We start from the raw sequence: 21,673 nt of genomic DNA, 5'->3' as shown, positions 1-21,673 counted from the left end.
AAAGCATTGCACGGAGTATGCTGATGCTCAGAACGCATTTCGCGCACCACCCGATTTATGAACAACTAGAAGGACAGTTTGAACGCCTTCTGAGCAATCGACGAGTAGAGGTCGATATTGGAAAAGCGCGCGAAGCACGTGCTATAGCCCTGATCGGAGCTTCAGGAAGCGGAAAGTCCACTGCTATAAATCGTCTTTTGACCAAGACACCTGATCTAATCCTGCCCGAAGAGGGACAAGATTATTGCGACATCGTCAGCCTAATAATTCCATCACCCGCAACACTAAAATCTGTGGGACGAGCTATCCTTGAAGCACTTGGCCGTCCCCTGCGGCGAGAACGTACCACCGACGCGATCTGGGAACTTGTGAAGGCTTTTCTCCAAGAGCGGAAAGTCCTCTTTTTACATCTTGACGAAGCGCAGGATATTGCCAGGCATCAGACGCCAAAAGAAATGCAGTCGGTGATCAACACTTTAAAATCACTTATGCAATCTCCAAGCTGGCCCGTTGGCCTTATTTTATCTGGGACGCCAGGATTGAAGGATCTTCTCAACTATGACCCGCAGTTGGCGAGGCGGGTCTTTCCGATAGAGCTTCCGCGTCTCAGCCCTTTGGGTGATATAAGCGAGGTTCGAACTTTAGTTGGCTTCTATTCGAAAGAAGTGGGTATTCCTTGGGGTCCAGAGACAATAGCATCAGATGTCGCGACTCGACTGGTTCACGCTGCAGACAGGGAATTTGGCCTGCTGATCGAAATAACAATCGATGGCATTGAGGAAGCGTTGCACTCAGGTGCGTCAAGCCTCGCGATCGAACATTTTGCTATGGCCTTTTCGAGACGCTCTGGTTGCATCGCCGGACTCAATCCTTTCCTCGCGGATGATTTCGAACGTATTGATGTCCGAAAGCTGCTTGGTCGGGAAGGTGAGGAATGACCCGCCTTGCATTAACCCTGCCACTCTCCGCCCGTGAATACCCAGTAGCGTATTTTTCGCGACTAGCCCGGCGCAATCTTGCAGGGTCTGTTTGCCAGTTTGCAGAAGATCTCGGTATTGATCTTGATGCGCTGGCTCGCGGCGATGATATCTCTTTAAACCAATTGCGTGAATTGGCAGGTCTTGGCTCGGAAACCTTCGAATTCACGACGATCAAGGTAGTGAGTTCGAAAGAGTTTTTTGTCGGCAAGCAAGTGCTGCATCGACAAGCTCTAACACGTACAAACCTATATGTCTGTCCTTGTTGCCTCAAGGAAGATCATGCGGGTCAGGACCCGAAATGGCACCCGACACACCAGTTACATTGGCAACTTAGACATGTAGCAGCCTGTGACCGGCATGCGGTTCGGCTCATTACCTTGCCCCAGAAGAATGAACCGGTGAACTATCGCGATGTCACTGCAAGAATCGTCGCTGATTGGGATAAAATAACCCATCCGGCGAGTAGCAGCGAGGCCTATCCTGCGACCAGTATGGAAGCCTATCTCTCCCATCGGCTCTATCGTCTCATGAGCGACGACTGGGTAGACCAGATTGAAATTTCGACTTTATGCAAAGCGGCTGAGCTCCTTGGAAGCCTTATTAAGCATGGTAAGCAACGCCGGTTTCTTACCCTGACAAATGAGCAGCGAAGACAGGCAGCTGAAGTTGGTTTCATTATTTTGGCTGAAGGCCCCGCACACTTGATCAACACACTGGAGGAATTGCGTCGAAGTGACCCTGAAATGGTTGGCAATCAGCCACATCCACAGTTTGGAGAGTTCCAAAGATTTCTTGCCAACTCAAGAAAAATCCTAAGCACGAATACTGTGCCGATCACAGAGGTAGTAAGGGAGTACTTTATCGAGTGTTTCCCGTTCAAAAGCGGATCTGTCGTATTGGGAAAGGTGCTGCCTGAACGAAAACTGCATTCGTTGAATTCCGCGTGCATCCGAGTCAAGAAGCGCCTTGAATTTTTCAAGGACATGCTCGTCGCGCATGGGTTAGCAACACAAGGCGCGGCTGGTCAGGTGATACTGTCTGGCCCCTTGACTGTAGAAGTTGTCGAAGGGCTGCGACGTCAAAAAGACAGTCTGCTGTTTGAAGCCGAGACAGCCAAACAGTTGGGTATTACAGTCGAATCGTTTCGAAAACTCGCTGCTGCGCGCCTTTTGCTCCCGCGAACAGACCAGAGTCATAAGAAAAGGAAGTATTGCGATTACTTGGTCGACGACGTCGATGCCTTCAAAGAAGCACTTTGCGGCAACCTTCCTACGCTTCGTTCACCTCTGCAAAATAATGACTGGGGCCAGATCTCAAAGGTTCCTGTTCGAGTAAACAGCAACCTGGCAGAGATCGTTGAGATCATTTTAAAGGGGAAAATCAAGCCGAAAGGATTGCTGAACGGCAAATATCGGCTGGATCATCTGGTTATCTCTGTTTCCGAGCTTCGCGCTGCTCTGCCAAAAACCGAGAACCCAGGGCTACCCCGGATTGCTGCTTTCCTGCATCTCGGAGTCTCCAACACGACGCTCAACTGGCTGCTGGAAAATGATTATCTTTCGTCAGTCAGAGCTTTCAATTCTGATAGCCGCTATATGATCGAAATGATCACTTGGAAATCTATGGTCGCTTTCCAAAAAAAATATATTACGCTTGCCCACATATCCCGTGGAACGGGAATAGTACCTGGCGTAATCTACAACAGGTTAAAGAACCGAGGGATTACACCATACATTGATAAAAAGAGCCTCAGCAAATTCTATCGTCGAGCTGATGTTCAGAAGCCTCAGATTTACCTTCTGCCAGTTAAGCCAAGGCCTAAATCTGGACAAACATGGTCCAAGCTGCTGCCAGAAGAAAAAGCTTTAGCTGAAGTTGCCATTCTGAAAAGATCCCGTTCGCGACCCGCTCTGGGGCAGGCCCGCTTGTCTCAAGAACTCCGGAACGAAGGTATTAATATTTCAAGCCAGTGCGTCAGGGTAATTTGGAAGCGCCATGACCTAACGACCATTGAAAAGCGGAAGAAGACGAATTTGCCGTGACCGGTTCACTGGTTCATGTGACCGATCAAGACGTTCCAAGTTTTTGACTGCATCTTGTAGAAAGGGCGGATTGCAGACCTTCGCTGCGGGCGCGAATTTCTAAAAAGCATCCGCAACGCCAGTCATTGATGCGGAAAAACGACGAGCATGCCGTCTTGTTAAAAGCAGGCATAGCGCCTGACGGCTGAAACCTAAAAAGAAGGGGGCCCCCTTCTTTTATTATTCGGCTGCTCTTGGCTGGTTTCCCTTTCACTGAGCTAGCTCAGACCAGACCACCGTTGGCACGTAAGGTTTGACCGTTGATCCAAGTGCCATCTGGACCAGCAAGGAACGCCACAGCGTTGGCGATATCTTCTGGTGTGGCAAGGCGCTCCATCGGCGACATCATCTTCAGTTTATTGATAAACTCATCGGACTTTCCGTCCAGAAATAGCTCGGTAGAGGTCGGGCCGGGGGCGACGGAGTTCACGGTGATAGTGCGGCCTCGCATCTCTTTGGCCATGATGCCGGTCATCGTCTCAATCGCGGCTTTGATGCCCGCATAGACACTGTATGTCTCCAGCTTGAGCCCGACGACCGAGGTGGACAGGTTCACGATGCTGCCGCCGTCACGCAGGCGCGTGGCGGCCTCGCGCATGGTGTTGAACGTGCCTTTAAGGTTTATAGCGACCTGACTGTCGAAAAGATCGTCGTCGCTATCGACGATCTTTGCCAGCTTCATGATGCCTGCATTGTTCACCAAAACGTCTATGCCGCCAAATGTTGTCTCGGCGCTGTCAAATAGATGTTTCACAGCCGATACGTCAGAGACATCTGCTTTGATTGCCATCGCACGCCCTCCAGCAGCTTCGATTTTTGCCACCACTTCCAAGGCCGCCATTTCGCTCCCAGAATAGTTGACGACCACGTTAAAGCTATCGCGGGCAAGCCTCGCCGCGATCGCTGCGCCTATTCCGCGCGATGCGCCGGTTACAATGGCTGTTTTTTGTTTCGTCTCTGTCATGATGCTTCCTTTGGCGGGCATAGGGCGGTTGTCTGAAAACGTGTTTTTCCTCATTTGGCAGGCACAGCAGCTGTTGCGGGCTTATCGCGCCGCCCCTTCTTTTCGCCAAACATCAACATGGCGGGTGTCGCGATCAGCGTCAAAACTGTGGCAATCCCCAAGCTGTTCATGAAAAACAGCTATTCGAATAGGCGTTGTTGCGCAACTCGTGCCTGAGACGTGACTGCCCCTTACCCCTATGACGTTAGGCCACGCGAACGATCTCGGCGGTGCCGAGGGTGTTGAAGCGGTTCATGAGGGCTATGCGGATGTGTATTTCGGCGGTCTGGCGGTCGGGATCTCTGGCCATGATGCGCTCACCGAAGGCCTTTAGGCAGCGCATCCTCGCCTCGATGCGGCTGCGGGCGTGGTATCCGGTCCAGCGCTTCCAGAACGCCCTGCCATAATGTCGGGTTGCGCGCAGTGTTTCGTTTCGGGCGCGCGCGGCCGGGCAATCGTCTTTCCACAGCCGCCCGTTCTTGCGGATCGGAATGATTGGGTTGGCCGCTCGCGCGAGGATGGCGGTGTGGCAGCGGCGCGTGTCATAGGCGCCATCGGCGGTCACCGTGCCGATCTGCTCGTCCGTCGGGATCTGTCCCAGCAGGTCCGGCAGCACAGGGCTGTCGCCGTCACGGCTTGTGGTGAATTCCACGGCGCGGATGTCGGATGTGGCCGGGTCCATGGCCAGATGCACCTTGCGCCATTGGCGCCGCCCCTGCACCCCATGCTTGCGGGCCTGCCATTCGCCATCGCCGAGGAACTTGATCCCGGTGCTGTCCACCAACAGGTTCAGCGGCCCGTCGGAGCGGCGATAGGGGATCTGCACGGCCAGCGTCTTCTGCCTGCGGCACAGGGTGGAAAAGTCGGGCACCGGCCAGTCCAGCCCCGCCAGTTTCAGCAGGCTGGCCACCATCCCTGCGGTCTGGCGCAACGGCAGCTTGAACAGCACCTTAATCGACAGGCAGAACTGCACGGCCGCATCGGAAAATGTAGGCGGGCGCCCGGGCCGACCGCCACGCGGCGCGCGCCAGGTCATGTCCTTGTCGACCCAGATCAGCAGGGCCCCCCGCTTCCGCAGCGATGCGTTGTAGCTGGACCAGTTCGTGGTGCGGTAGCGGGCGGGTGATGGTTTGCTCATCAGGCGCCTCTAACGGTATGGATTCACGAAGTGAATCCTTCATCGTCGGAGTTGCGCAACAACGCCGCGGCGAAGCGATGACAATGACCAAAAAATTGCACAGCGTTACATAACATAGCTTATTGGAGTGTATGAACTAGAGGGGGGACGCGCTATCCTGAAATGCGACTTTCTGTGCTCAACAATGGGTTGAGCCATGAAAGGATCATAGAATGAAGGTTCGGTTCTCTCACCTTTCCCTTTCCGAGCGCCGCAAGATCGAGCGCTGGCGGCAGATGAAGCTGAGCCCTGACGAGATGGCGCGCAGGCTTGGCCGGCACCGCTCGACGATCTTCCGCGAGCTGCGGCGCAATCACTTCCATGACGGCGAGATCCCGAAGCTCAGCGGCTATTGGTGCGTCGTAGCGCAAAGCTATTCGGATGGACGACGGACCCGGCAGCGCAAGCTGGTGCGTGATCCCGGGCTCCGTGACCAAGTCGAGCGCTGCCTGAGGTCCGGCTGGACCCCCGAGCAGATTGCCGGCCGGATGCGATATGAGAGTGCCCCGCGCCGGGTCTGCCAAGAGACGATCTATCAGCACATCTATTCCGAGGACGGTCGTCGAGGTGAGCTGTGGCGCCACCTGCCCTCTGGCCGCCGGCGCCGTCGGGGCTACCGGCTTCGCAAGCGCCCGCCACCGAGATTTGCGCCTGAACTCAGCATCTTGTTCCGCCCGGACATCATCGCGCATCGCAAGCAGTTCGGTCACTGGGAGGCTGACCTGGTGCTGTTCCGGCAGAAGTACGGGCCGGCCAATGTCACCACCATGATCGAGCGCACAAGTCGCTTCCTGGTCGCGTTGAAGAACACCGAAAAGCGCACCAAGCCGATCATGGCGCAGATCGCCCAAGCATTGACGCCCCTGCCCCGGCATGCCTGCCGATCGATCACCTTTGACCGTGGTTCCGAGTTCATCGATTGGCCGCATCTGCAGGCGGAGGTGGGCGCCCAAACCTGGTTCTGCGAGGCGCAGTCACCGTGGCAGAAAGGCGCCGTCGAGAACGCCAACAAGCGTCTCAGACGATGGCTCTGCCGCGACACCGATCCGAACACGCTTTCCCAGGAGGAGCTCCGTCAGCTCTGCGCGGGCCTCAATGCTACGCCGCGCAAGTGCCTCGGCTTCCGAACGCCTGCCGAGGTGTTCAAGGCTAACATACCCGGACGCGGCTACAGACGGGAGAAACTCTCCCGGCAACCATTGTCGCATTTGGGCTAGCGCTTCCAGGGTGGGGTCTACGGACGTTTCCGGGGACAGACAGAAATATAACAACAAATTGAGATATTTGATTTAATAAATTCCCTGTTTGTGAAGACGCACCAGTGAGCAGTACTCATCCAAAGGGCAACTCTTGGAAGCTCAGGTCCCAGACCCGAACATTCTCATCCCCTGCGGCGGGAGCCGCAAAGGCTGCGCGCGTCGTGCAGCGCGCCTATGAGATCTTCCCCGCCCAATTGGTGCGCAATCCTTGTCGCGTGATCAAGACGATGGGTTCCAGGAGCCTACCCGGCGAGCTTGTGCGCAGCGATGTTGAATGCGAAAGATATGCTCACAAGGCGAACGCGCACGAGGACACAGAAATGAACAATAGATCCTTCATGGTCTTGGCAGCTGTCTTGATCACCGCCGGTTGTGGAAACATGACAGCCCGGACAGCAGCGCCGGAAACCGATATCCAAAATCTTCCGCCAACCCTCATAGCTCTCGTCGCGCCGGGGCAGGACGTTGCCACGGCGCGGCTTCTCCCGGATGATAACTGCTATTGGTACGAACATCGCGGGCAGGTCGAAACAACCCTGCTTCCGCTGACTACAGCTGAGGGTCGTCCGATTTGCATGCAATCGCAGGGTTCAACCTGATCGAGTTGTGCCGGGGTCGGATTTCACAACCGAGGCTACTCTAGCTCCGTGTCGCTACGCTCTCCGCAGCCGAATAAAGAAATGCGGTAGAGTTGATTTCGACATTCGAATAGAGATCGTTAATGTGCGCCATGACCATCCGGACGCAACCAGAACTGGCACTTGTGCCAATGCTTCTGGGAAACGGGGTTCCGTGGATGCGCAAGTAGGTATCTCTTTCGCCGACATAGAGGTAAAGAGCTCGTGAGCCGAGTGCATTTTCAGGGCCGGGTTCCACCCCACCTTCAAATTGAGCGTAAATCTCTGGCTCTCGGGCAATCATGCTTTGCGTGGGTGTCCAATGTGGCCATTCGACCTTTCGCTTAATCGTATAAACTCCAGGCTCATACAGATCGCCCCTGCCGATGGCCACGCCGTACCGCATCGCGGTTCCGCCTGCTTCGATGTGGTAAAGATACTTTGCCACAGCATCTACATGGATATCACCCGGCACCAGGCCCTCGTTGGCCTGCACTCTTTGCGGTAAGAAACGCGGGTGCAAGCCCCACGGGTTAGACGTTGCTGCATTATAGCCGGGAGGGGTAACCTGTGCGTCCCATACTGCCTTCTGACTAACAGTCGGCCATGATTCCGCAAACAGTGGGCTGGAAACGGACGCTGAAAACAGCGCAGTGGTGGTTTGAATAAAGTGTCGCCGTGTCAACATGTTGTGTGCTCCTATACTGCGTTTTACATCGTTACAGCATGTGCTTTGATGCAACCGGCCCAACACAAAAAATAAAGCCCCAAGATCAAGTTCGCTTGTGCTAACGGCTGATTTTTGGCGTCGGAAGGTTCTGATGATCTAATTGCCCCTGATTTGCCTCACCCGGTAGGTCTCGATCGTGACGAAAGTCTGATCATTTTAGATTATCAGTCAGGCCAAACGATCATATTGTCGTGCGTGTTGCGAACATCTCACGTCGGCGCAAATTATCGCCCACTTGGGCTAGGTTGGTGTCCGGTGGTTGGCTATTGTCTGATCAGAGATGCCAAGGGCGAACACGAGAGGCGGAAATGGTCAATCATCCCACGTTCAGTGATCGGAGGACTTTTCTTCGGGGACTGGCGGCGGCCGGGGTCGTTGTCCCCGCGACATCGGCGTTTGGTCAGGGTCTCGATCCCTATACCGGGCAGCCTATCTATGAAAGTACGCCGGCACCCGTCCCGGCCGCGACCAGTAGTGCGCCGGAGCGCAATCTGTCGTCATTCCGGGCACGGCATTGGAGCGAATTCTATCCCACAATCGGGAAAGGTGTCATTCTGGCGGACGTCACATCCCGAGCGGTGCATTACTGGTCGGCCGACGAAAGTGTCCAGTTTATCTTTCCCTGCTCGATCCCGATGACTGAAGATCTGACGCGACGGGGTCAGGCAGAAATCGTCCGGAAGGTGAAGAACCCGCCCTGGACACCAACGGCCAGCATGCGCGAGAAAGATCCCAATCTTCCGCAGCGGGTGGCGGGCGGCGATCCCTTAAATCCCCTTGGAGCTTACGGGCTCTATCTGTCCTGGCCAGCCTATCTCGTGCATGGCACCGCAGATACGCGCAAGATCGGGCGGAAATCGTCGTCCGGGTGCTATGGGCTTTATAACGAACATGTCACCCAACTCTTCGAGGTCGCCGAGATAGGCACCCAAGTCACGGTGTTCTGACAGCGAAATACCACTTGCGCCGACGACTTTTCAGCCGTCGGCACAAGGGGCGCCGTTGGAATAGGCTGCGTTGCAATTTTATGTTTCGGCCTTGACTTGTTCGTCTCCTGCTACGGGTAGAGCATCACTGGCACACCGGGCTGCAACATCGCGTAGACGTCTTCGATTTCCTGATCGGTCAACGCCAGACAACCCGCAGTCCAGTCACGGTTCTTCGGTGCGAAGACATTGCCTTCGGGGCCGCGGCCATGGAACATGATATCGCTGCCCGCACTTCGGCCGAATTGAGCCGCATAAGCTTTATCCTGTTCATTTGGATAAGATATGCCCACCGATAGGTGATATCGGCTCCGTGGGTTGAAACGGTCGATGTAGTATAGCCCCTCGGGCGTTTTTCCGTCTCCCTCGAATTGCTTTGGGCCGAGCGGCTGGTTACCGAGGCCAAAGTTATACGATCTCAGAACGGTCTGCCCGTTCAGCAGAAACATCCGTCGTTCAGCCTTGTTGACCACGACCTGAGTGACAGGGGGGCCTGAGTACCGTTTGAACTGAGGTATCGCTCCTCGTGCCGGGGTGGTCGACGGCCCGGATTTTCCACATGCAGCGAGAAGAGCAAGCAAAGCTAGCGAGGCATGGCGCCGGGAGAAGTTTGTCATCGATGTGTTTCCTGCTCGGATGTTTTTTTATGTTGCTTCAGGATAGCGGGTAAACACTTCACTGGTACCGTCTCGGCGCACAAGCAGAACATCGTATGCGTCGCGCTTTGTTTCCGGGCCCATGCCGGGACTTCCGTATGGCATTCCGGGAACTGTCAAACCGAGAGCTTCTGGGCGCTCTCGGAGCAGGCGCCGGATATCGTCAGCAGGGACATGTCCTTCCAGGAAGTAGCCATCAACGCTGCCGGTATGACAGGAAGTCAGTTCTATCGGTACGCCCAGATCGATCTTGTGCTGCATCAACAAGGTGCCAAACCGCTCTTCACTCGTGACCTGAAAACCCATTTCCTGAAGATAATTGGTCCACTGTTTGCAACATTCGCAGCCGCGGCCCTCAACGACATGGATGGTAGGAAGGCTTTCAGCCCAGGATAGAGACGGCAGACCGCTGGCTGCGGCTGCCATCATTACGGCGCGTCGTGTCAGTTTGATCATTTTATGCCCCTCGATCCGGCCGATGAAGATGTTTGAGTGCCATCAGCTTTCCGTTCCCGTGTCGTCGCGAAGAAAGTAGCCGGTGGAGAGACGCGCTACTGTCAGCATGACGCGGTCAGTCGGTTTGGCGATCGCTGTTCGGGGCGCTGGTGTTTCCTTGATGGGATCCGTTGGCTTACCGTCTATGCGAACTTCGTAATGAAGGTTAGGTCCACTGACGAGGCCGGTTGCGCCTACGTCACCGATCCTGGCCCCGGCGTTCAACTCGACACCCGGAGCGATCCCTGCGGCAAAACGCGAAAGATGCGCATAGCGCGTCAAAACGCCCCCGCCGTGATCGACATCGATCGTCCGACCATATCCCCGCATGGTTCCTGCAAAAACAACCGTTCCTGCTCCGGTGACGCTGACGGGTGTTCCAGTCCGTGCGGCGTAATCGACCCCCGTGTGCATTCGTTGCGTGCCAAGCACGGGGTGCCGGCGTTTGCCGAAGACCGAAGACAGCCGGGCTCCCGCGACAGGCCGCGCGGACTGTTGGACCTGCGCACCATTCCGAAACAGGATGAAAGGCTGTTCAACCGAGCCGGTCACGAGCTCGAAGATGTCCGTATTCTTTTCGACCCGAGCGTAGGCGAGTTGCGGTTCACCCACGACCGTTCCGTCAGGCAAGATATTTTCGCTCCACATCAATGCGATGCGCTCGGTTCCTTCAAGGTCTCGAAAGTCGATCTGGCCTGCCAGTAGCGCCGCAAGGTCAACTGCGAAACTTTCGGGCGCATTGCGGGCGGCGAGTGCCTCAAAGAGAGAGCTGTCCAGAATAAAAGTTTCCCGGCGGTCCCGAAGAAGGATCTCCGTCTTGATCAAGGATGCTTCGAGAGGTTTCGTGAAATCGAGAACGATGTCCGTTCCGTCTTGGGTTAGAAGCGAAAGACGGGCAAGCTGGCAGGGATCGTCGGAAAACACGCTCCATCTGAGGATCTGTCCAGGGCTGAGGGTCGAGAGATCAAAAACATCGGAAATCGCCAGCGCCGCCTCGGTCCGGAGAGACACGCCGATACCAGCATGCGACAATATCGAATCCAACGTGTCTCCCGGAACGACCTCATGTCGCGACATGGGGGCGACTGCCTCGGTGAGGTGAGACAGTTCGGCCGGGGTTTCGGCGTGCGATGATGTCGTGACGGCAATCGCGCCGGCAGTCAGCAAGGCTTGCAAGATCATCAGGTCTGGTTTCCCGTCAGGCAATAAGGTCTGGCATTGGGGAGCAGGCCCCCACGCAGCATCGATAGGTCGTCTACAGTTCGAAAAGGCGGGCGATGCAGACACCGGCAAATGTTCCTGCCAGGCCAAAAGCGATCGCGTATCCAACCACATATTGAGCCTTGTCCAGTCGGGTGCCACCCAGGGCGCCAGCACGCTGGAACCCACGCACCCCGCCTATCAGGGCCGCAATGACCGTCAGCATCGAATTTGTCGCCGCTTTTGTTGGTTCATGCCGTCTTTCGCCTCTCGTCATCGACACGCGCGTTTTGCGACCTAAAGCAGCTAGAGGTTCAAGATAAAATGCCTCTTGATCACGGTCTTGTCAGGGCACCGGATGCTCTGACGGGATGTCCGCTGCATTCGGGCCTTACACTCACCAGCATCTGCTTCGGTCATCGCCAGCCATTCACTGACCGGCATCGCCGATCGTGGGGTGGTTCGTGACGCACAGCGAATGATCGCCCAATACCTCGATGACCCGGCAATCGGATATCCGGTCACCTGCGCACTGGACCACCATGCGTTCAAGTTCGGTTTTCAGGGCTGTCAGGCGGGCCAGGCGGCTTTCGACTTCGGCAAGCTGCGCCTTGGCGATGGCGTCGGCTGCGGCGCAGGGCTGATCAGGATCGTCCGACAGACTGAGAAGGTCGCGGATCGCCTCCAGGGAAAAGCCAAGCTCGCGGGCGTGTCGGATGAACGCCAGTCGTTCATGGGCCTTGTGCGTATAAAGGCGCTGATTACCGGCGCTGCGCTCGGCTTCGGGCAGCAGGCCGATTTGCTCGTAGTAGCGGATCGTCGGCACCTTGACCCCCGTCGACGTTCCCAGCTTTCCGATGGTCAGCATGAAGATTCTCCTTGAACCTATAGTTGCTAGAGGACGTAGACCTCCGAATCGATGATGGCAACCGCCCTGCTTTCCGCAGAGGAGAGAATGATGACGACCACGAACGAAACCGGCACGACGGCATGCGACTGGACGGTGTCCGGCATGGATTGCGCCTCCTGCGCGACAAAGGTGCGGGGCGCCGTGTCCCGCCTGCCGGGCGTCAGTGACGTGGAGATCGGCATCATGTCCGAACGCTTGCGCCTGACCCTCGATGAACGCAAAACCGATCAGGACAAGATCGAAAAGACCGTTCGGTCGCTCGGTTACGGCATTTCACCGCGCGCACCTGGCAAGAAGGATTTCGTGCTCCCGGGGAGTGGGCCGGAGAGCCATGATGGCCACAGTCACGCCGATCACCCCGCTGTGGCGAAGACCGACCACTCCGGCCATGGCAGCCCCGGTCACGTCCATGACGACCCGGCCGACCGCGGCAAGGCATGGTACCAGACCGGCAAGGGCAGGTTGGTCATCCTGACCGGGCTCTTGTTGGCTGCGGCTTGGGCAATGGAGTTGATCGCCCCGCAGATCGGGACCTGGGCCTTTGTTGCGGCCTGCCTTATCGGTGTTGCCCCCGTCGCACGTCGCGCCTTTGCCGCAGCACGGTTGGGCCAGTTCTTCACCATCGAGGGATTGATGACCATCGCCGCCTTGGGCGCGCTGTTCATCAATGCCGCCGAAGAGGCGGCACTGGTGGTCTTTCTCTTTGCTGTGGGTGAGGTGCTGGAGGGTGTGGCGGCGGGTAAGGCACGCGACGGCATACGGGCCTTGGCCGATCTCGTCCCCAAGACTGCATTGCTAGAAGAAAACGGCGCCACCCGTGAGGTTGCAGCATCCAGCCTCGTCATTGGCCAGACCGTCTTGGTCCGGCCGGGTGATCGCATTCCCGCAGATGGCGAGATAACGGAAGGCACATCGGGCATCGATGAAAGCCCGGTCACGGGTGAGAGTATTCCCCGGACACGTGGCCCGGGCGAAAATGTTTTTGCTGGTTCGATCAACACCGAAGCTGTCCTGCGGGTCACTGTGACGAAGGCGGCCGAGGACAACACCATTTCCCGGATTATCCGGCTGGTCGAGGAAGCGGAAGAAGCCCGCGCCCCCACGGAACGCTTCATCGACCGGTTCAGCCGGTGGTACATGCCTGCCATCGTTGCGGTTTCGGCGCTTGTCATCGTGCTCCCGCCGCTGATGTTCGGTCAGTCATGGGATACCTGGATCTATCGTGGACTGGCGCTCCTGCTGATCGGCTGCCCTTGTGCGCTGGTGATTTCGGTTCCGGCCTCGATCGCATCGAGCCTGTCCACCGGCGCGCGCCGGGGAATGCTGATGAAGGGCGGCGCAGTGATCGAGGCCGCGGCCAAGGTTTCCCATGTCGCCTTCGACAAGACCGGGACGCTGACCCACGGACGTCCGCAGGTCACTGACCTGGTGACGTTCGGAACCACGACTGAGGCGCAGTTGCTGGAGGTCGCCGCGGGCGTCGAGAGCGGATCGAGCCATCCCCTCGCCGTGGCGATCCTGGACAGGGCCAAGACGGCGGGCGTCACTCCCCTGCCCGCCCGCGATGCACGCGCCCTGACCGGACGAGGGGTCGAGGCGACCGTGGGAGATGCCCTGGCATGGGTGAGTTCACCCCGGCATGCGTCGGAGAACGATGGCCTGGACAGTCTTGGCCTGCGTCAGGCGACCATCTTCGAGGATGAGGGCAAGACCGCCGTCGCCGTCTATCGCAAAGGCGTCCCGCTCGGTCTCATCGCCATGCGTGACGAGCTGCGGCCCGATGCGGCGGAGGCTGTGCGCCAGCTGGCCGAAATGGGCATCTCCTCGATCATGCTGACCGGCGACAACCCCCGCACAGCTGCCGCCATCGCCGAGGGGCTCAATATCCGGTTCGAGGCCGAGATGATGCCTGAAGACAAGCTGGCCGCCATTCGCGACATGAACGCTCAAGGTGGCGTCATGATGATCGGGGATGGCATCAATGACGCCCCTGCCCTGAAACAGGCCAGCATCGGTGTCGCGATGGGCTCCGGCACGGATGTCGCTCTGGAGACGGCCGATGCTGCCATCCTGCGCGACAGGGTGACTGATATTCCGGCCCAGATCCGGCTGGCGCGGGCCACGATGGCCAATATCCGGCAGAACGTCAGTATCGCGCTAGGATTAAAGGCTATTTTCTTGGTCACCACCGTCCTTGGCATGACCGGTCTATGGATTGCGATCCTGGCTGATACGGGCGCGACGGTTCTGGTGACCCTGAACGCCCTGCGCCTCTTGCGCTACAATCCCGAACAGAAGCGCTGAGGCGATGATGACTGGAATGGGCAATGCAGCGCTGGTTCTTCTTGGCGCCTATCTGGCCCTGTTCTTCTGGGGCTCTGCGATCAATGCCCGGGAGGCGCATCGTCCGGTCTGGTTGTTCCGTCACGCCACGGGCGGCGACCGTCTTGCAGCGCTAGGCTTCCGAGCTGCGTTCGCTCTGGCCCTCCTTGGGTCGTTGGCATGGCGTCTCATGCCGAGCATGGGCGATCTTGATCCCCTGCGGTCCTTCCAAAATCCTGTGTGGATCGGTCTGGCGGGACTGTTCACGGCCAGCCTGGGTGCGATGCTGGCATTCGCGGCCCAGATGTCGATGGCTGCGTCATGGCGGATCGGGGTGGCCGAGGGGGCGACCGGCGCACCTGTCACGGCTGGATTGTTCGGTTTCAGCCGCAACCCGGTTTTTGTGGGTCAGCTCATGTTGCTGCTCGGAACCGCTCTGGCCGTGCCCTCCATCCCGACAATTTTTGGGGTCCTGCTGTTTGCAGGCTCGGCGCTTGTTCAGGTCCGCTCAGAAGAACGTGAATTGCGGCGGACGCTTGGCCCTGCTTACGACACATATTGCCAGTTTGTTCCGCGCTGGATCGGCATCCGGGAAAGGTCACTGCAATGAAGTCGCTTCTGATCCTGGGGATGATCGTCGCTACTGCGGCTGCCGATCAGATCACCAAGCTCGCGGTCCTGCGGAGCTTGTCTCCCGGGGAAATTTATTCCGTCTCTCCCGGCTTCAATCTGACGCTTGGTTTCAACGAAGGGGCGAGTTTCGGCATGATGTCCGACCTAATGGCAGGTCGTCCCTTGCTGATGGTTGCCCTGACAGGTGCCCTGGCGATCATCTTTGCGGGAATGGCCTTCCGGGCGGATACGAAGCGCGAAGGCATAGGCCTCGCGCTGATCGTGGGGGGTGCTGTGGGCAATATCATCGACCGCCTGCGGCAAGGTGCCGTGACCGATTTTCTGGATGTCTACTGGCGTGATTGGCACTGGCCGACCTTTAACGGGGCCGACATCGCGATCAGCCTCGGCGCCTTGCTTGTGCTGACAGCGATGCTCCGTCCCTCCCGCTCGAAGGAACTCTCTTTTGACCGCACCTGACCCCCGGGGCCTGTCCCGGAATGATATTGCAATATCAACTGCCTTTCTGGTCGCACTCGCCGCTACGCTCGGCGCGCTGTTCATCGGCGAGATACTGGGGCAGATGCCCTGCACCCTATGCTGGTATCAGAGGATCTCCATGTTTCCGTTAGTGCCTGTCTTGGCAATCTCGCTGTGGCGCGGTGACGGTCTGGCACGTCTCTACGGATTGCCACTGGCGCTGGCCGGGCTGGTCCTTTCCGGCTGGCATTCGGGACTTTACGCAGGACTGATCCCGCAGAGCATCGCGCCTTGCACCAAGGACGGCCCGTCCTGCACCGACCAGGCGCAGACGATCCTGAACCTGCCCATTCCCTATCTTGCATTCGCCGCCTTTGCAGCCGTTCTGGCCTGCCTCATCTTGTCGAAAGGAAAACGCCCATGAACCGCCGCACCGTGCTCATCGGAACATCTGCCATCGGGATTGCCGCCTTTGCCGGCGGCGCGCTCGTGCTGACGCGCAATCGTCAGGCCGAAGCGGATACCCTGGCCGCTGCTGCCCCGGCTGTGGAAACAGACATGCTGGTCCGCGGTCACGCGCCCAGCTTTGGACCAGAAGACGCTCCGGTCACGCTGGTCGAGTTCTTCGATCCATCTTGCGAGGCTTGCCGCGCCTTTCATCCGGTCGTTCAGGACATTCGCGCACAATTTCCCGATCAGGTCCGCATCGTGATGCGCTATGCGGTGTTTCACGAGGGGTCCGACGAGGCGGTCCGCATCCTGGAGACCGCGCGTATGCAGGACAAGTTCGAGCCTGTCCTCGATGCGCTGTTGGAACGGCAGCCGGAATGGGCTGTCCATGGCGCACCGCGAATGGACCTTGCATGGCAAATTGCGGCTGCGGCCGGTCTGGATATGGAAAAGGCGCAGACAGCCCGTCTGTCCCCCGATATCGTCGGCATCCTCAATCAGGACGCGGCCGATATCGCGGCGATCGGTGTACGCCAGACACCGACCTTCTTTCTCAATGGTCGCCAGATGACGGATATCAGCATGGACAGCCTGCTTGCGGATGTGCGCAGTGCCGTGGAGGCATCCTGACCGGGCGGCCTAGGCCCGATCGGCGTAGGCCGCGAACAAGGCCAGTGTGCGCTCACTGACGTGATGCTCGATCCCTTCGGCATCTCGTTCCGCCGTCTCGGCATCCAGGCCGAGGCGGATCAGGAACCGCAGCACAATGGCATGGCGGCGGCGGCATTCCAGTGCCAGTCGTCGTCCCTCTTCTGTCAGAAAGACGGACCTGTATCGCTCGCGCGTGATCAGTCCCTCACGGGCCAGGCGATCCAGGGCCTTGGTGACCGTCGGCGCGCGCACCCCCAATCGTGCCGCGATATCCACCGGCCGGGCTTCACCCTGTTCATGGATCAGCTCTGCGATCAGTTCGACGTAATCTTCGGCCAGCTCGTTGCGCCGGGCAGCACGGACGCCATGAAAGGCCTCCGCCCGATTGTCCGGGTGCACAGGATCGCTGGTGGTTTCGGCTACATGAATATCTGCGGTCATCTGGCAAGTGTCGCACTTATCGATTGACGGGTAAAGCCGGCGGGTAGATTGTTAGCCTTAGCTAACTTTTCCTCTCGAAGAAGGTCGCGCTGAATGTCTCGTTCTGCCTGGCGCCATGAGCGCGACACCCCGTCCCTGTCCGAAGTGTTCCGCACGATCGCCGTGGGCGGCGGCACGACCCGCTTCCGGCGCTTTCTATCGTTTATCGGTCCCGGCTACCTGGTCGCCGTCGGATATATGGACCCCGGCAACTGGGCGACCTCGTTGGCGGGCGGTGCTGCATTTGGCTACACGCTGCTGTTCGTAGCCCTCCTGTCGAATATCATGGCGATCTTGCTGCAATCGCTTTGCGCCCGCCTCGCGGTCGCATCGGGGCGCGATCTGGCGCAAGCGTGCCGCGATGCCTATCCCCGGTGGGTGTCGATCCCACTGTGGATCTTTGCCGAACTGGCCATCATCGCCACCGATCTGGCCGAGGTCATCGGCACCGCCATCGGCTTAAATCTACTCTTCGGCATCCCCCTCGAAATCGGGATCTTCATCACCGCTGCTGACGTGTTCCTGATCCTGTGGCTTCAGAACAAGGGCTTCCGGTGGGTCGAGGCCTTCATCATCGCCTTGCTGGGAACGATCACTGTCTGCTTCGGGGTGCTGATCGCGCAGGCCGACCCCGAATGGGGTGCGGTGATCGCGGGCTTTGCACCAAGCCGGGAGATCATCGGCAATTCCGACATGCTGTATCTGGCGCTTGGCATCATCGGGGCCACCGTGATGCCGCATAACCTCTATCTGCATTCGGGGATCGTGCAGACACGCGCCTACGGGCTGGACCTGCCCTCCAAACGGGAGGCCCTGCGATTGGCAACCTGGGATTCGACCATCGCGCTGATGTTCGCGCTGCTGATCAATTGCGCGATCCTCATCCTGGCCGCCGCAGCCTTTTACACGGCCGGGGAAAACAACGTGACCGAGATCGACAAGGCGCACCTGCTTCTGGAGCCGCTTCTGGGATCATCCATCGCTCCGGTCCTGTTTGGGATTGCGCTGCTGTGTTCGGGTCTCAACTCGACCGTGACCGCCACAATGGCCGGACAGATCGTCATGGAGGGCTTTGTCCGGCTAAGGCTGCAACCCTGGTTGCGGCGCCTGATCACCCGGGGGTTCGCAATCCTGCCCGCGACCGTCGTGATCCTGATCTACGGCACAGAGGGTACAGGACAATTGCTGATCCTTAGTCAGGTCGTGCTGTCCTTCCAGCTGCCCTTTGCAATCGTGCCCCTGGTGATGTTCACCGCCAGCCGCGCCAAGATGGGGCCGATGGTATCCCCGCGCTGGCTGACCGGCCTGTGCGCCCTGATCGCCGTCACCATCATCGTGCTGAACGTGAACCTGTTGGCGACAGTTCTGGGCTGACTTTGGTGTCACCAATGCGTGACGGCAGGCTTTCTCGCTTGAAGCTCATGTGGCTAGAGGCTTTAGGCCTCGGGAAACGATCACGGATGCAGGCAACATGCGGCTGACCACGCTTCAAAAATTTCTCTGGGCGGCTGTTGCCGTGGCGCTGGTGGCTGTCGGCGCGGTCTTTCTGCTCGTCGACCGCAGCCCCGAACCGATCGCTCAGGCGGCGTTTCGTCCGACCTTCAGCCTACCCGACGCGGGAGGACGTCTGCGCACCCCGGCCGATTTCGAGGGCAAGCATCTTCTGGTATTTTTCGGGTTCACGAACTGCCCTGATATCTGCCCGACCACCTTGGCCGAGGTGGCTCAGGTCATGGACGATCTGGGTGATCAGGCAGGCAAGGTGCAGCCGCTGTTCATTTCGATCGACCCCGAGCGCGACCGGGAAATGGGTCTTGCCGAGTATACCGAGGCGTTTCATCCCTCAATCCTGGGCCTTGCCGGAGATGCGGCACAAACCCGCGCTGCGGCGGACAGTTTTCGCATCTATTACGAGCGTGAAGCCAATTTGGAGGCTCTTGATGGGTATGCCATGTCCCACAGCCCTGGTCTTTATCTGATCAGCCCCGAGGGGGACTGGCTTGGCCAGTTCACCTACGGCACGCCCGCATCCGAAATCGTCGCCGACCTTCAAGCCAGATTGTGACCCACATGAAACGCATCTTCGCCACCCTCGCCCTGATCGCCGCCGCGGGCCCTGCCCTGGCCTGCGAAACCGTGACGGTCGGTCCCCTGGAGGTCTCTCAGGCATGGTCCCGTGCCTCCATTGGCACAGCGCGGCCCGGCGTGGTCTATCTAACCATCCGAAATTCCGGCACGGCAGATGATGCACTGATGTCCATCACCACACCTGCAGCAGATATGCCCATGCTGCACCAGACGGTCATGACCGACGGCGTCGCCTCGATGCCCCATGCGATGGAGGTTCCGGTCCCCGCAGAGGGCCAGGTCGCGCTGGAACCGGGGGGTTATCACGCCATGCTGATGGAGCTGACACAGGTATTGGAAGAGGGCGAGACCTTTCCCGTGACCCTGACGTTCCGAGATGCGGGTAAGGTGACCATCCCTGTCACTATCCAGAATATCGGCGCCAGCGAACCCACCTGCCCCTCACCCGACGAATGAAGCCTCCAACCCTGATGCGCGTCGGCGTCGTAGCAGTTGCCGCGGTATTGTTCATGCTCGTTCTCGGTTGGTGGCAGACACGCGATGGGGATCGGCAGGCGGCGGGCATCCTGCCGTTGCCGATCGATCAAATGTCCTTTGCCCTGACGGACCAATCGGGCGACACGGTTCAACCCAAGGATTGGCTCGGCCGTCCGACGATGGTGTTTTTCGGCTTTACTTGGTGCCCCGACATCTGCCCGACCACGTTGAGCGATATCTCGATCTGGCTGGAAGAGATCGGTCCCGAGGCCGACCGGATGAACACGGTGCTGATTTCGGTCGATCCGGGGCGGGATACGCCTGAGATCCTGGGCGATTACTTGTCGAATTTCGATCCCCGGATCATCGGCCTGACAGGCCCTCTGCCCCAGATTGAACAGGCCGTCGATGGGTTTCGAGCGTCATTCAGGAAAGTGCCCCAGGATGACGGTGATTACACGATGGATCACACGGCGGGCGTGTTCCTGTTCGATGCTGATGGACGCTTTGTCAGCATCATCGATTATCATGAGGACTATCGCTATGCGGTGCCGAAGATCCGCCGCGCATTGGAATAGCAGGATCTCGCGTTGGATAGATCGGATATGGGACCCTGTCCCGATGAATTCCGATTGTTTTTAGATTTGCGCTTGGTCAGGATACGAACAGCAATGACATCGACAACAGCCTTGGAGATGAAACATGCCACATGGTGAGGGTCACACGCATCTCGATGCCTCCAGCGGCGATCGCCGCGTATCGCTGGCGATATGGGCCAATGCCCTCCTGACAGTTGCTCAGATTATCGGCGGCCTTCTGTCGGGCAGCCTGGCACTGATTGCCGATGCGCTTCACAATTTCTCGGATATGGCGTCGCTGGTCATCGCCTTCGCCGCTCGCAAGATCGCCCGCCGTCCAGCAGATGCTGCCATGACCTTCGGGTATGGCAGGATCGAAATCGTCGCCGCCTTGATCAACTACACGACGCTGATCCTGATCGGGGTCTACCTGCTCTACGAAGGCGGCATGCGGTTGATCGACCCGCCGCAGGTGGCCGGTTGGACCGTCGTGATCCTCGGTGGCGTGGCGCTGGTCATCGATACGCTGACGGCCTTTTTGACCTGGTCGATGCAAAAAGGCAGCGTCAACATTCGCGCACTGTTTCTGCACAACCTGTCCGACGCTCTTGCATCAGTTGCAGTCATAGTCGGTGGCACATTGATCCTGCTCTACGACCTGTGGTGGGTCGATCCGGCCATCACGATCGGGATTGCTCTTTATATTCTTTATCTGGCGGCGACCGAAATTGGCGATCCGATCCGGACGCTGATGCTGGGCAGCCCCCCGGACATGGATGGAGATGCCGTTGTCCGCACACTTCGCGAAACAGAGGGCGTCCAGGATGTCCACCATGTCCATCTCTGGCAGATGCAGGAACACGATGCCGCGCTCGACTGCCACGTGATCCTGACCGACCAGGGATGGCGCAGCATCGAGGCTGTGAAGGCAGCGATCAAACACCGCCTGAGTGAGCAGTTTGCCATCTTGCATTCGACCCTCGAGTTCGAAAGGCCAGATCACGCGCATCAGGGCGCTCAGCTGTTTGGACATGAGAAAGGTGACTTGTCGTCGTGACCATGACGATCTGATGCTGGAGGATGCCAAAGGCCCTCGCTGAATGAACGGACTATAGTCTCTTCGCGTCGATGCTGTTCTACAGCTGTGAAACAGTTTGCCCAAGAGATGTGACTATAGCTAGTGTTCCACACCTGACGCATGAATCCCATCGGGGGAGCGGCAACGTTGCGCCGCACACTGTTAGAGCGTCGCCCACACATTCCAGACGGGGAATCCACTGTCAGGCGGGCAATACTAGAACCGTAATTGCCGATCCCGAAGACAGCCTGCGAGTGTCAAGCAAAAACGCTATTTTGACCTTTTGCCCGACCAAAAGGTCATACTGCTTTCACAGGCGGGCAAACGCATTCACAAGCGGCAGTTCCAAAGCTGTAACGCGGA

The 21,673-nt window shown here is 58.2% G+C and carries 24 protein-coding genes; 15 read left to right on the top strand and 9 right to left on the bottom strand.

Features of this window, described 5'->3' with window-relative positions; translation table 11 throughout:
- The first annotated feature begins 17 nt into the window (after window positions 1-17).
- Both DWB67_RS05535 and DWB67_RS05530 read left to right on the top strand, forming a co-directional pair.
- A complete protein-coding gene (locus DWB67_RS05535) occupies window positions 18-938 on the top strand; it encodes an ATP-binding protein (RefSeq protein ID WP_220475097.1) in 921 nt (306 codons plus the stop codon).
- Window positions 935-3,022, top strand: a complete 2,088-nt coding sequence (locus DWB67_RS05530; protein ID WP_119806504.1) for a TniQ family protein — start codon at window positions 935-937, stop codon at window positions 3,020-3,022. Before DWB67_RS05535 ends, DWB67_RS05530 begins: the two co-directional genes overlap by 4 nt.
- A gap of 262 nt (window positions 3,023-3,284) precedes the next feature.
- On the opposite strand, the gene DWB67_RS05525 is transcribed toward DWB67_RS05530, so the two are convergent.
- Both DWB67_RS05525 and DWB67_RS05520 read right to left on the bottom strand, forming a co-directional pair.
- On the bottom strand, window positions 3,285-4,025 hold the full coding sequence (locus DWB67_RS05525) for an SDR family oxidoreductase (protein WP_119806552.1): 741 nt from the start codon (window positions 4,023-4,025) through the stop codon (window positions 3,285-3,287).
- 244 nt (window positions 4,026-4,269) lie between these two features.
- The gene (locus tag DWB67_RS05520; protein WP_119806503.1) at window positions 4,270-5,202 is read right to left on the bottom strand and encodes an IS5 family transposase; all 933 of its coding nucleotides are present in this window, start codon (window positions 5,200-5,202) and stop codon (window positions 4,270-4,272) included.
- 212 nt (window positions 5,203-5,414) lie between these two features.
- On the opposite strand from DWB67_RS05520, the gene DWB67_RS05515 reads away from it, so the two are divergent.
- Together DWB67_RS05515 and DWB67_RS18280 are read left to right on the top strand one after the other, a co-directional pair.
- Window positions 5,415-6,458, top strand: a complete 1,044-nt coding sequence (locus tag DWB67_RS05515) for an IS30 family transposase (RefSeq protein WP_119806502.1) — start codon at window positions 5,415-5,417, stop codon at window positions 6,456-6,458.
- A gap of 203 nt (window positions 6,459-6,661) precedes the next feature.
- Complete coding sequence (locus tag DWB67_RS18280) at window positions 6,662-7,099, top strand: hypothetical protein (RefSeq protein WP_240493960.1); 438 nt, start codon at window positions 6,662-6,664, stop codon at window positions 7,097-7,099.
- A gap of 40 nt (window positions 7,100-7,139) precedes the next feature.
- Here DWB67_RS18280 and DWB67_RS05505 read toward each other — a convergent pair whose 3' ends face one another.
- Window positions 7,140-7,805: a L,D-transpeptidase gene (locus DWB67_RS05505; protein WP_119806501.1), complete on the bottom strand. Its 666-nt coding sequence runs from the start codon at window positions 7,803-7,805 to the stop codon at window positions 7,140-7,142.
- A gap of 350 nt (window positions 7,806-8,155) precedes the next feature.
- On the opposite strand from DWB67_RS05505, the gene DWB67_RS05500 reads away from it, so the two are divergent.
- Complete coding sequence (locus DWB67_RS05500; RefSeq protein WP_119806500.1) at window positions 8,156-8,794, top strand: L,D-transpeptidase; 639 nt, start codon at window positions 8,156-8,158, stop codon at window positions 8,792-8,794.
- A 110-nt stretch (window positions 8,795-8,904) separates the two neighbouring features.
- Here DWB67_RS05500 and DWB67_RS05495 read toward each other — a convergent pair whose 3' ends face one another.
- The 5 genes from DWB67_RS05495 to DWB67_RS05480 all read right to left on the bottom strand — a co-directional run bounded on the left by DWB67_RS05495 (window position 8,905) and on the right by DWB67_RS05480 (window position 12,052).
- Entirely contained in the window at window positions 8,905-9,450 is a 546-nt protein-coding gene (locus DWB67_RS05495) for a murein L,D-transpeptidase family protein (RefSeq protein WP_119806499.1), read from the bottom strand.
- 27 nt (window positions 9,451-9,477) lie between these two features.
- Window positions 9,478-9,945, bottom strand: a complete 468-nt coding sequence (locus DWB67_RS05490) for a DUF411 domain-containing protein (protein WP_119806498.1) — start codon at window positions 9,943-9,945, stop codon at window positions 9,478-9,480.
- A 42-nt stretch (window positions 9,946-9,987) separates the two neighbouring features.
- Complete coding sequence (locus tag DWB67_RS05485; RefSeq protein ID WP_182911497.1) at window positions 9,988-11,166, bottom strand: M23 family metallopeptidase; 1,179 nt, start codon at window positions 11,164-11,166, stop codon at window positions 9,988-9,990.
- 73 nt (window positions 11,167-11,239) lie between these two features.
- Window positions 11,240-11,410 (bottom strand): hypothetical protein, encoded by a 171-nt coding sequence (locus DWB67_RS18005; protein ID WP_182911496.1) that lies wholly within the window; start codon window positions 11,408-11,410, stop codon window positions 11,240-11,242.
- A 204-nt stretch (window positions 11,411-11,614) separates the two neighbouring features.
- The gene (locus tag DWB67_RS05480) at window positions 11,615-12,052 is read right to left on the bottom strand and encodes a helix-turn-helix domain-containing protein (protein WP_119806496.1); all 438 of its coding nucleotides are present in this window, start codon (window positions 12,050-12,052) and stop codon (window positions 11,615-11,617) included.
- Window positions 12,053-12,142: 90 nt separating this feature from the next.
- Between DWB67_RS05480 and DWB67_RS05475 the strand changes: the two genes are divergently transcribed.
- Genes DWB67_RS05475 through DWB67_RS05455 form a run of 5 tightly spaced genes read left to right on the top strand, consistent with a single transcriptional unit; the run spans window position 12,143 to window position 16,588 of the window.
- The gene (locus tag DWB67_RS05475; RefSeq protein ID WP_119806495.1) at window positions 12,143-14,398 is read left to right on the top strand and encodes a heavy metal translocating P-type ATPase; all 2,256 of its coding nucleotides are present in this window, start codon (window positions 12,143-12,145) and stop codon (window positions 14,396-14,398) included.
- Window positions 14,399-14,402: 4 nt separating this feature from the next.
- Window positions 14,403-15,026, top strand: a complete 624-nt coding sequence (locus DWB67_RS05470) for an isoprenylcysteine carboxylmethyltransferase family protein (protein ID WP_119806494.1) — start codon at window positions 14,403-14,405, stop codon at window positions 15,024-15,026.
- The gene (lspA, locus tag DWB67_RS05465; protein WP_119806493.1) at window positions 15,023-15,508 is read left to right on the top strand and encodes a signal peptidase II; all 486 of its coding nucleotides are present in this window, start codon (window positions 15,023-15,025) and stop codon (window positions 15,506-15,508) included. Before DWB67_RS05470 ends, lspA begins: the two co-directional genes overlap by 4 nt.
- Window positions 15,495-15,932 (top strand): disulfide bond formation protein B, encoded by a 438-nt coding sequence (locus tag DWB67_RS05460; protein WP_370453568.1) that lies wholly within the window; start codon window positions 15,495-15,497, stop codon window positions 15,930-15,932. The genes lspA and DWB67_RS05460 overlap by 14 nt, the downstream gene beginning before the upstream one ends.
- A complete protein-coding gene (locus DWB67_RS05455; protein ID WP_045980905.1) occupies window positions 15,929-16,588 on the top strand; it encodes a thioredoxin domain-containing protein in 660 nt (219 codons plus the stop codon). Before DWB67_RS05460 ends, DWB67_RS05455 begins: the two co-directional genes overlap by 4 nt.
- Before the next feature lie 9 nt (window positions 16,589-16,597).
- Here DWB67_RS05455 and mntR read toward each other — a convergent pair whose 3' ends face one another.
- The gene (mntR, locus tag DWB67_RS05450; protein ID WP_119806492.1) at window positions 16,598-17,050 is read right to left on the bottom strand and encodes a manganese-binding transcriptional regulator MntR; all 453 of its coding nucleotides are present in this window, start codon (window positions 17,048-17,050) and stop codon (window positions 16,598-16,600) included.
- A 93-nt stretch (window positions 17,051-17,143) separates the two neighbouring features.
- Between mntR and DWB67_RS05445 the strand changes: the two genes are divergently transcribed.
- The 5 genes from DWB67_RS05445 to DWB67_RS05425 all read left to right on the top strand — a co-directional run bounded on the left by DWB67_RS05445 (window position 17,144) and on the right by DWB67_RS05425 (window position 21,289).
- Window positions 17,144-18,463 (top strand): Nramp family divalent metal transporter, encoded by a 1,320-nt coding sequence (locus tag DWB67_RS05445; RefSeq protein ID WP_119806491.1) that lies wholly within the window; start codon window positions 17,144-17,146, stop codon window positions 18,461-18,463.
- A 97-nt stretch (window positions 18,464-18,560) separates the two neighbouring features.
- A complete protein-coding gene (locus DWB67_RS05440; protein ID WP_119806490.1) occupies window positions 18,561-19,154 on the top strand; it encodes an SCO family protein in 594 nt (197 codons plus the stop codon).
- A gap of 5 nt (window positions 19,155-19,159) precedes the next feature.
- Window positions 19,160-19,633, top strand: a complete 474-nt coding sequence (locus tag DWB67_RS05435; protein WP_119806489.1) for a copper chaperone PCu(A)C — start codon at window positions 19,160-19,162, stop codon at window positions 19,631-19,633.
- The gene (locus DWB67_RS05430; protein ID WP_119806488.1) at window positions 19,630-20,232 is read left to right on the top strand and encodes an SCO family protein; all 603 of its coding nucleotides are present in this window, start codon (window positions 19,630-19,632) and stop codon (window positions 20,230-20,232) included. Before DWB67_RS05435 ends, DWB67_RS05430 begins: the two co-directional genes overlap by 4 nt.
- A 124-nt stretch (window positions 20,233-20,356) precedes the next feature.
- Window positions 20,357-21,289, top strand: coding sequence for a cation diffusion facilitator family transporter (locus tag DWB67_RS05425; RefSeq protein WP_119806487.1), 933 nt, complete (start codon window positions 20,357-20,359; stop codon window positions 21,287-21,289).
- The last annotated feature ends 384 nt before the right edge of the window (window positions 21,290-21,673 follow it).

Source organism: Paracoccus sp. JM45 (assembly GCF_003590715.1).
Taxonomy (GTDB): Bacteria; Pseudomonadota; Alphaproteobacteria; order Rhodobacterales; family Rhodobacteraceae; genus Paracoccus.
This window is presented reverse-complemented; position numbering and strand designations above follow the sequence as displayed.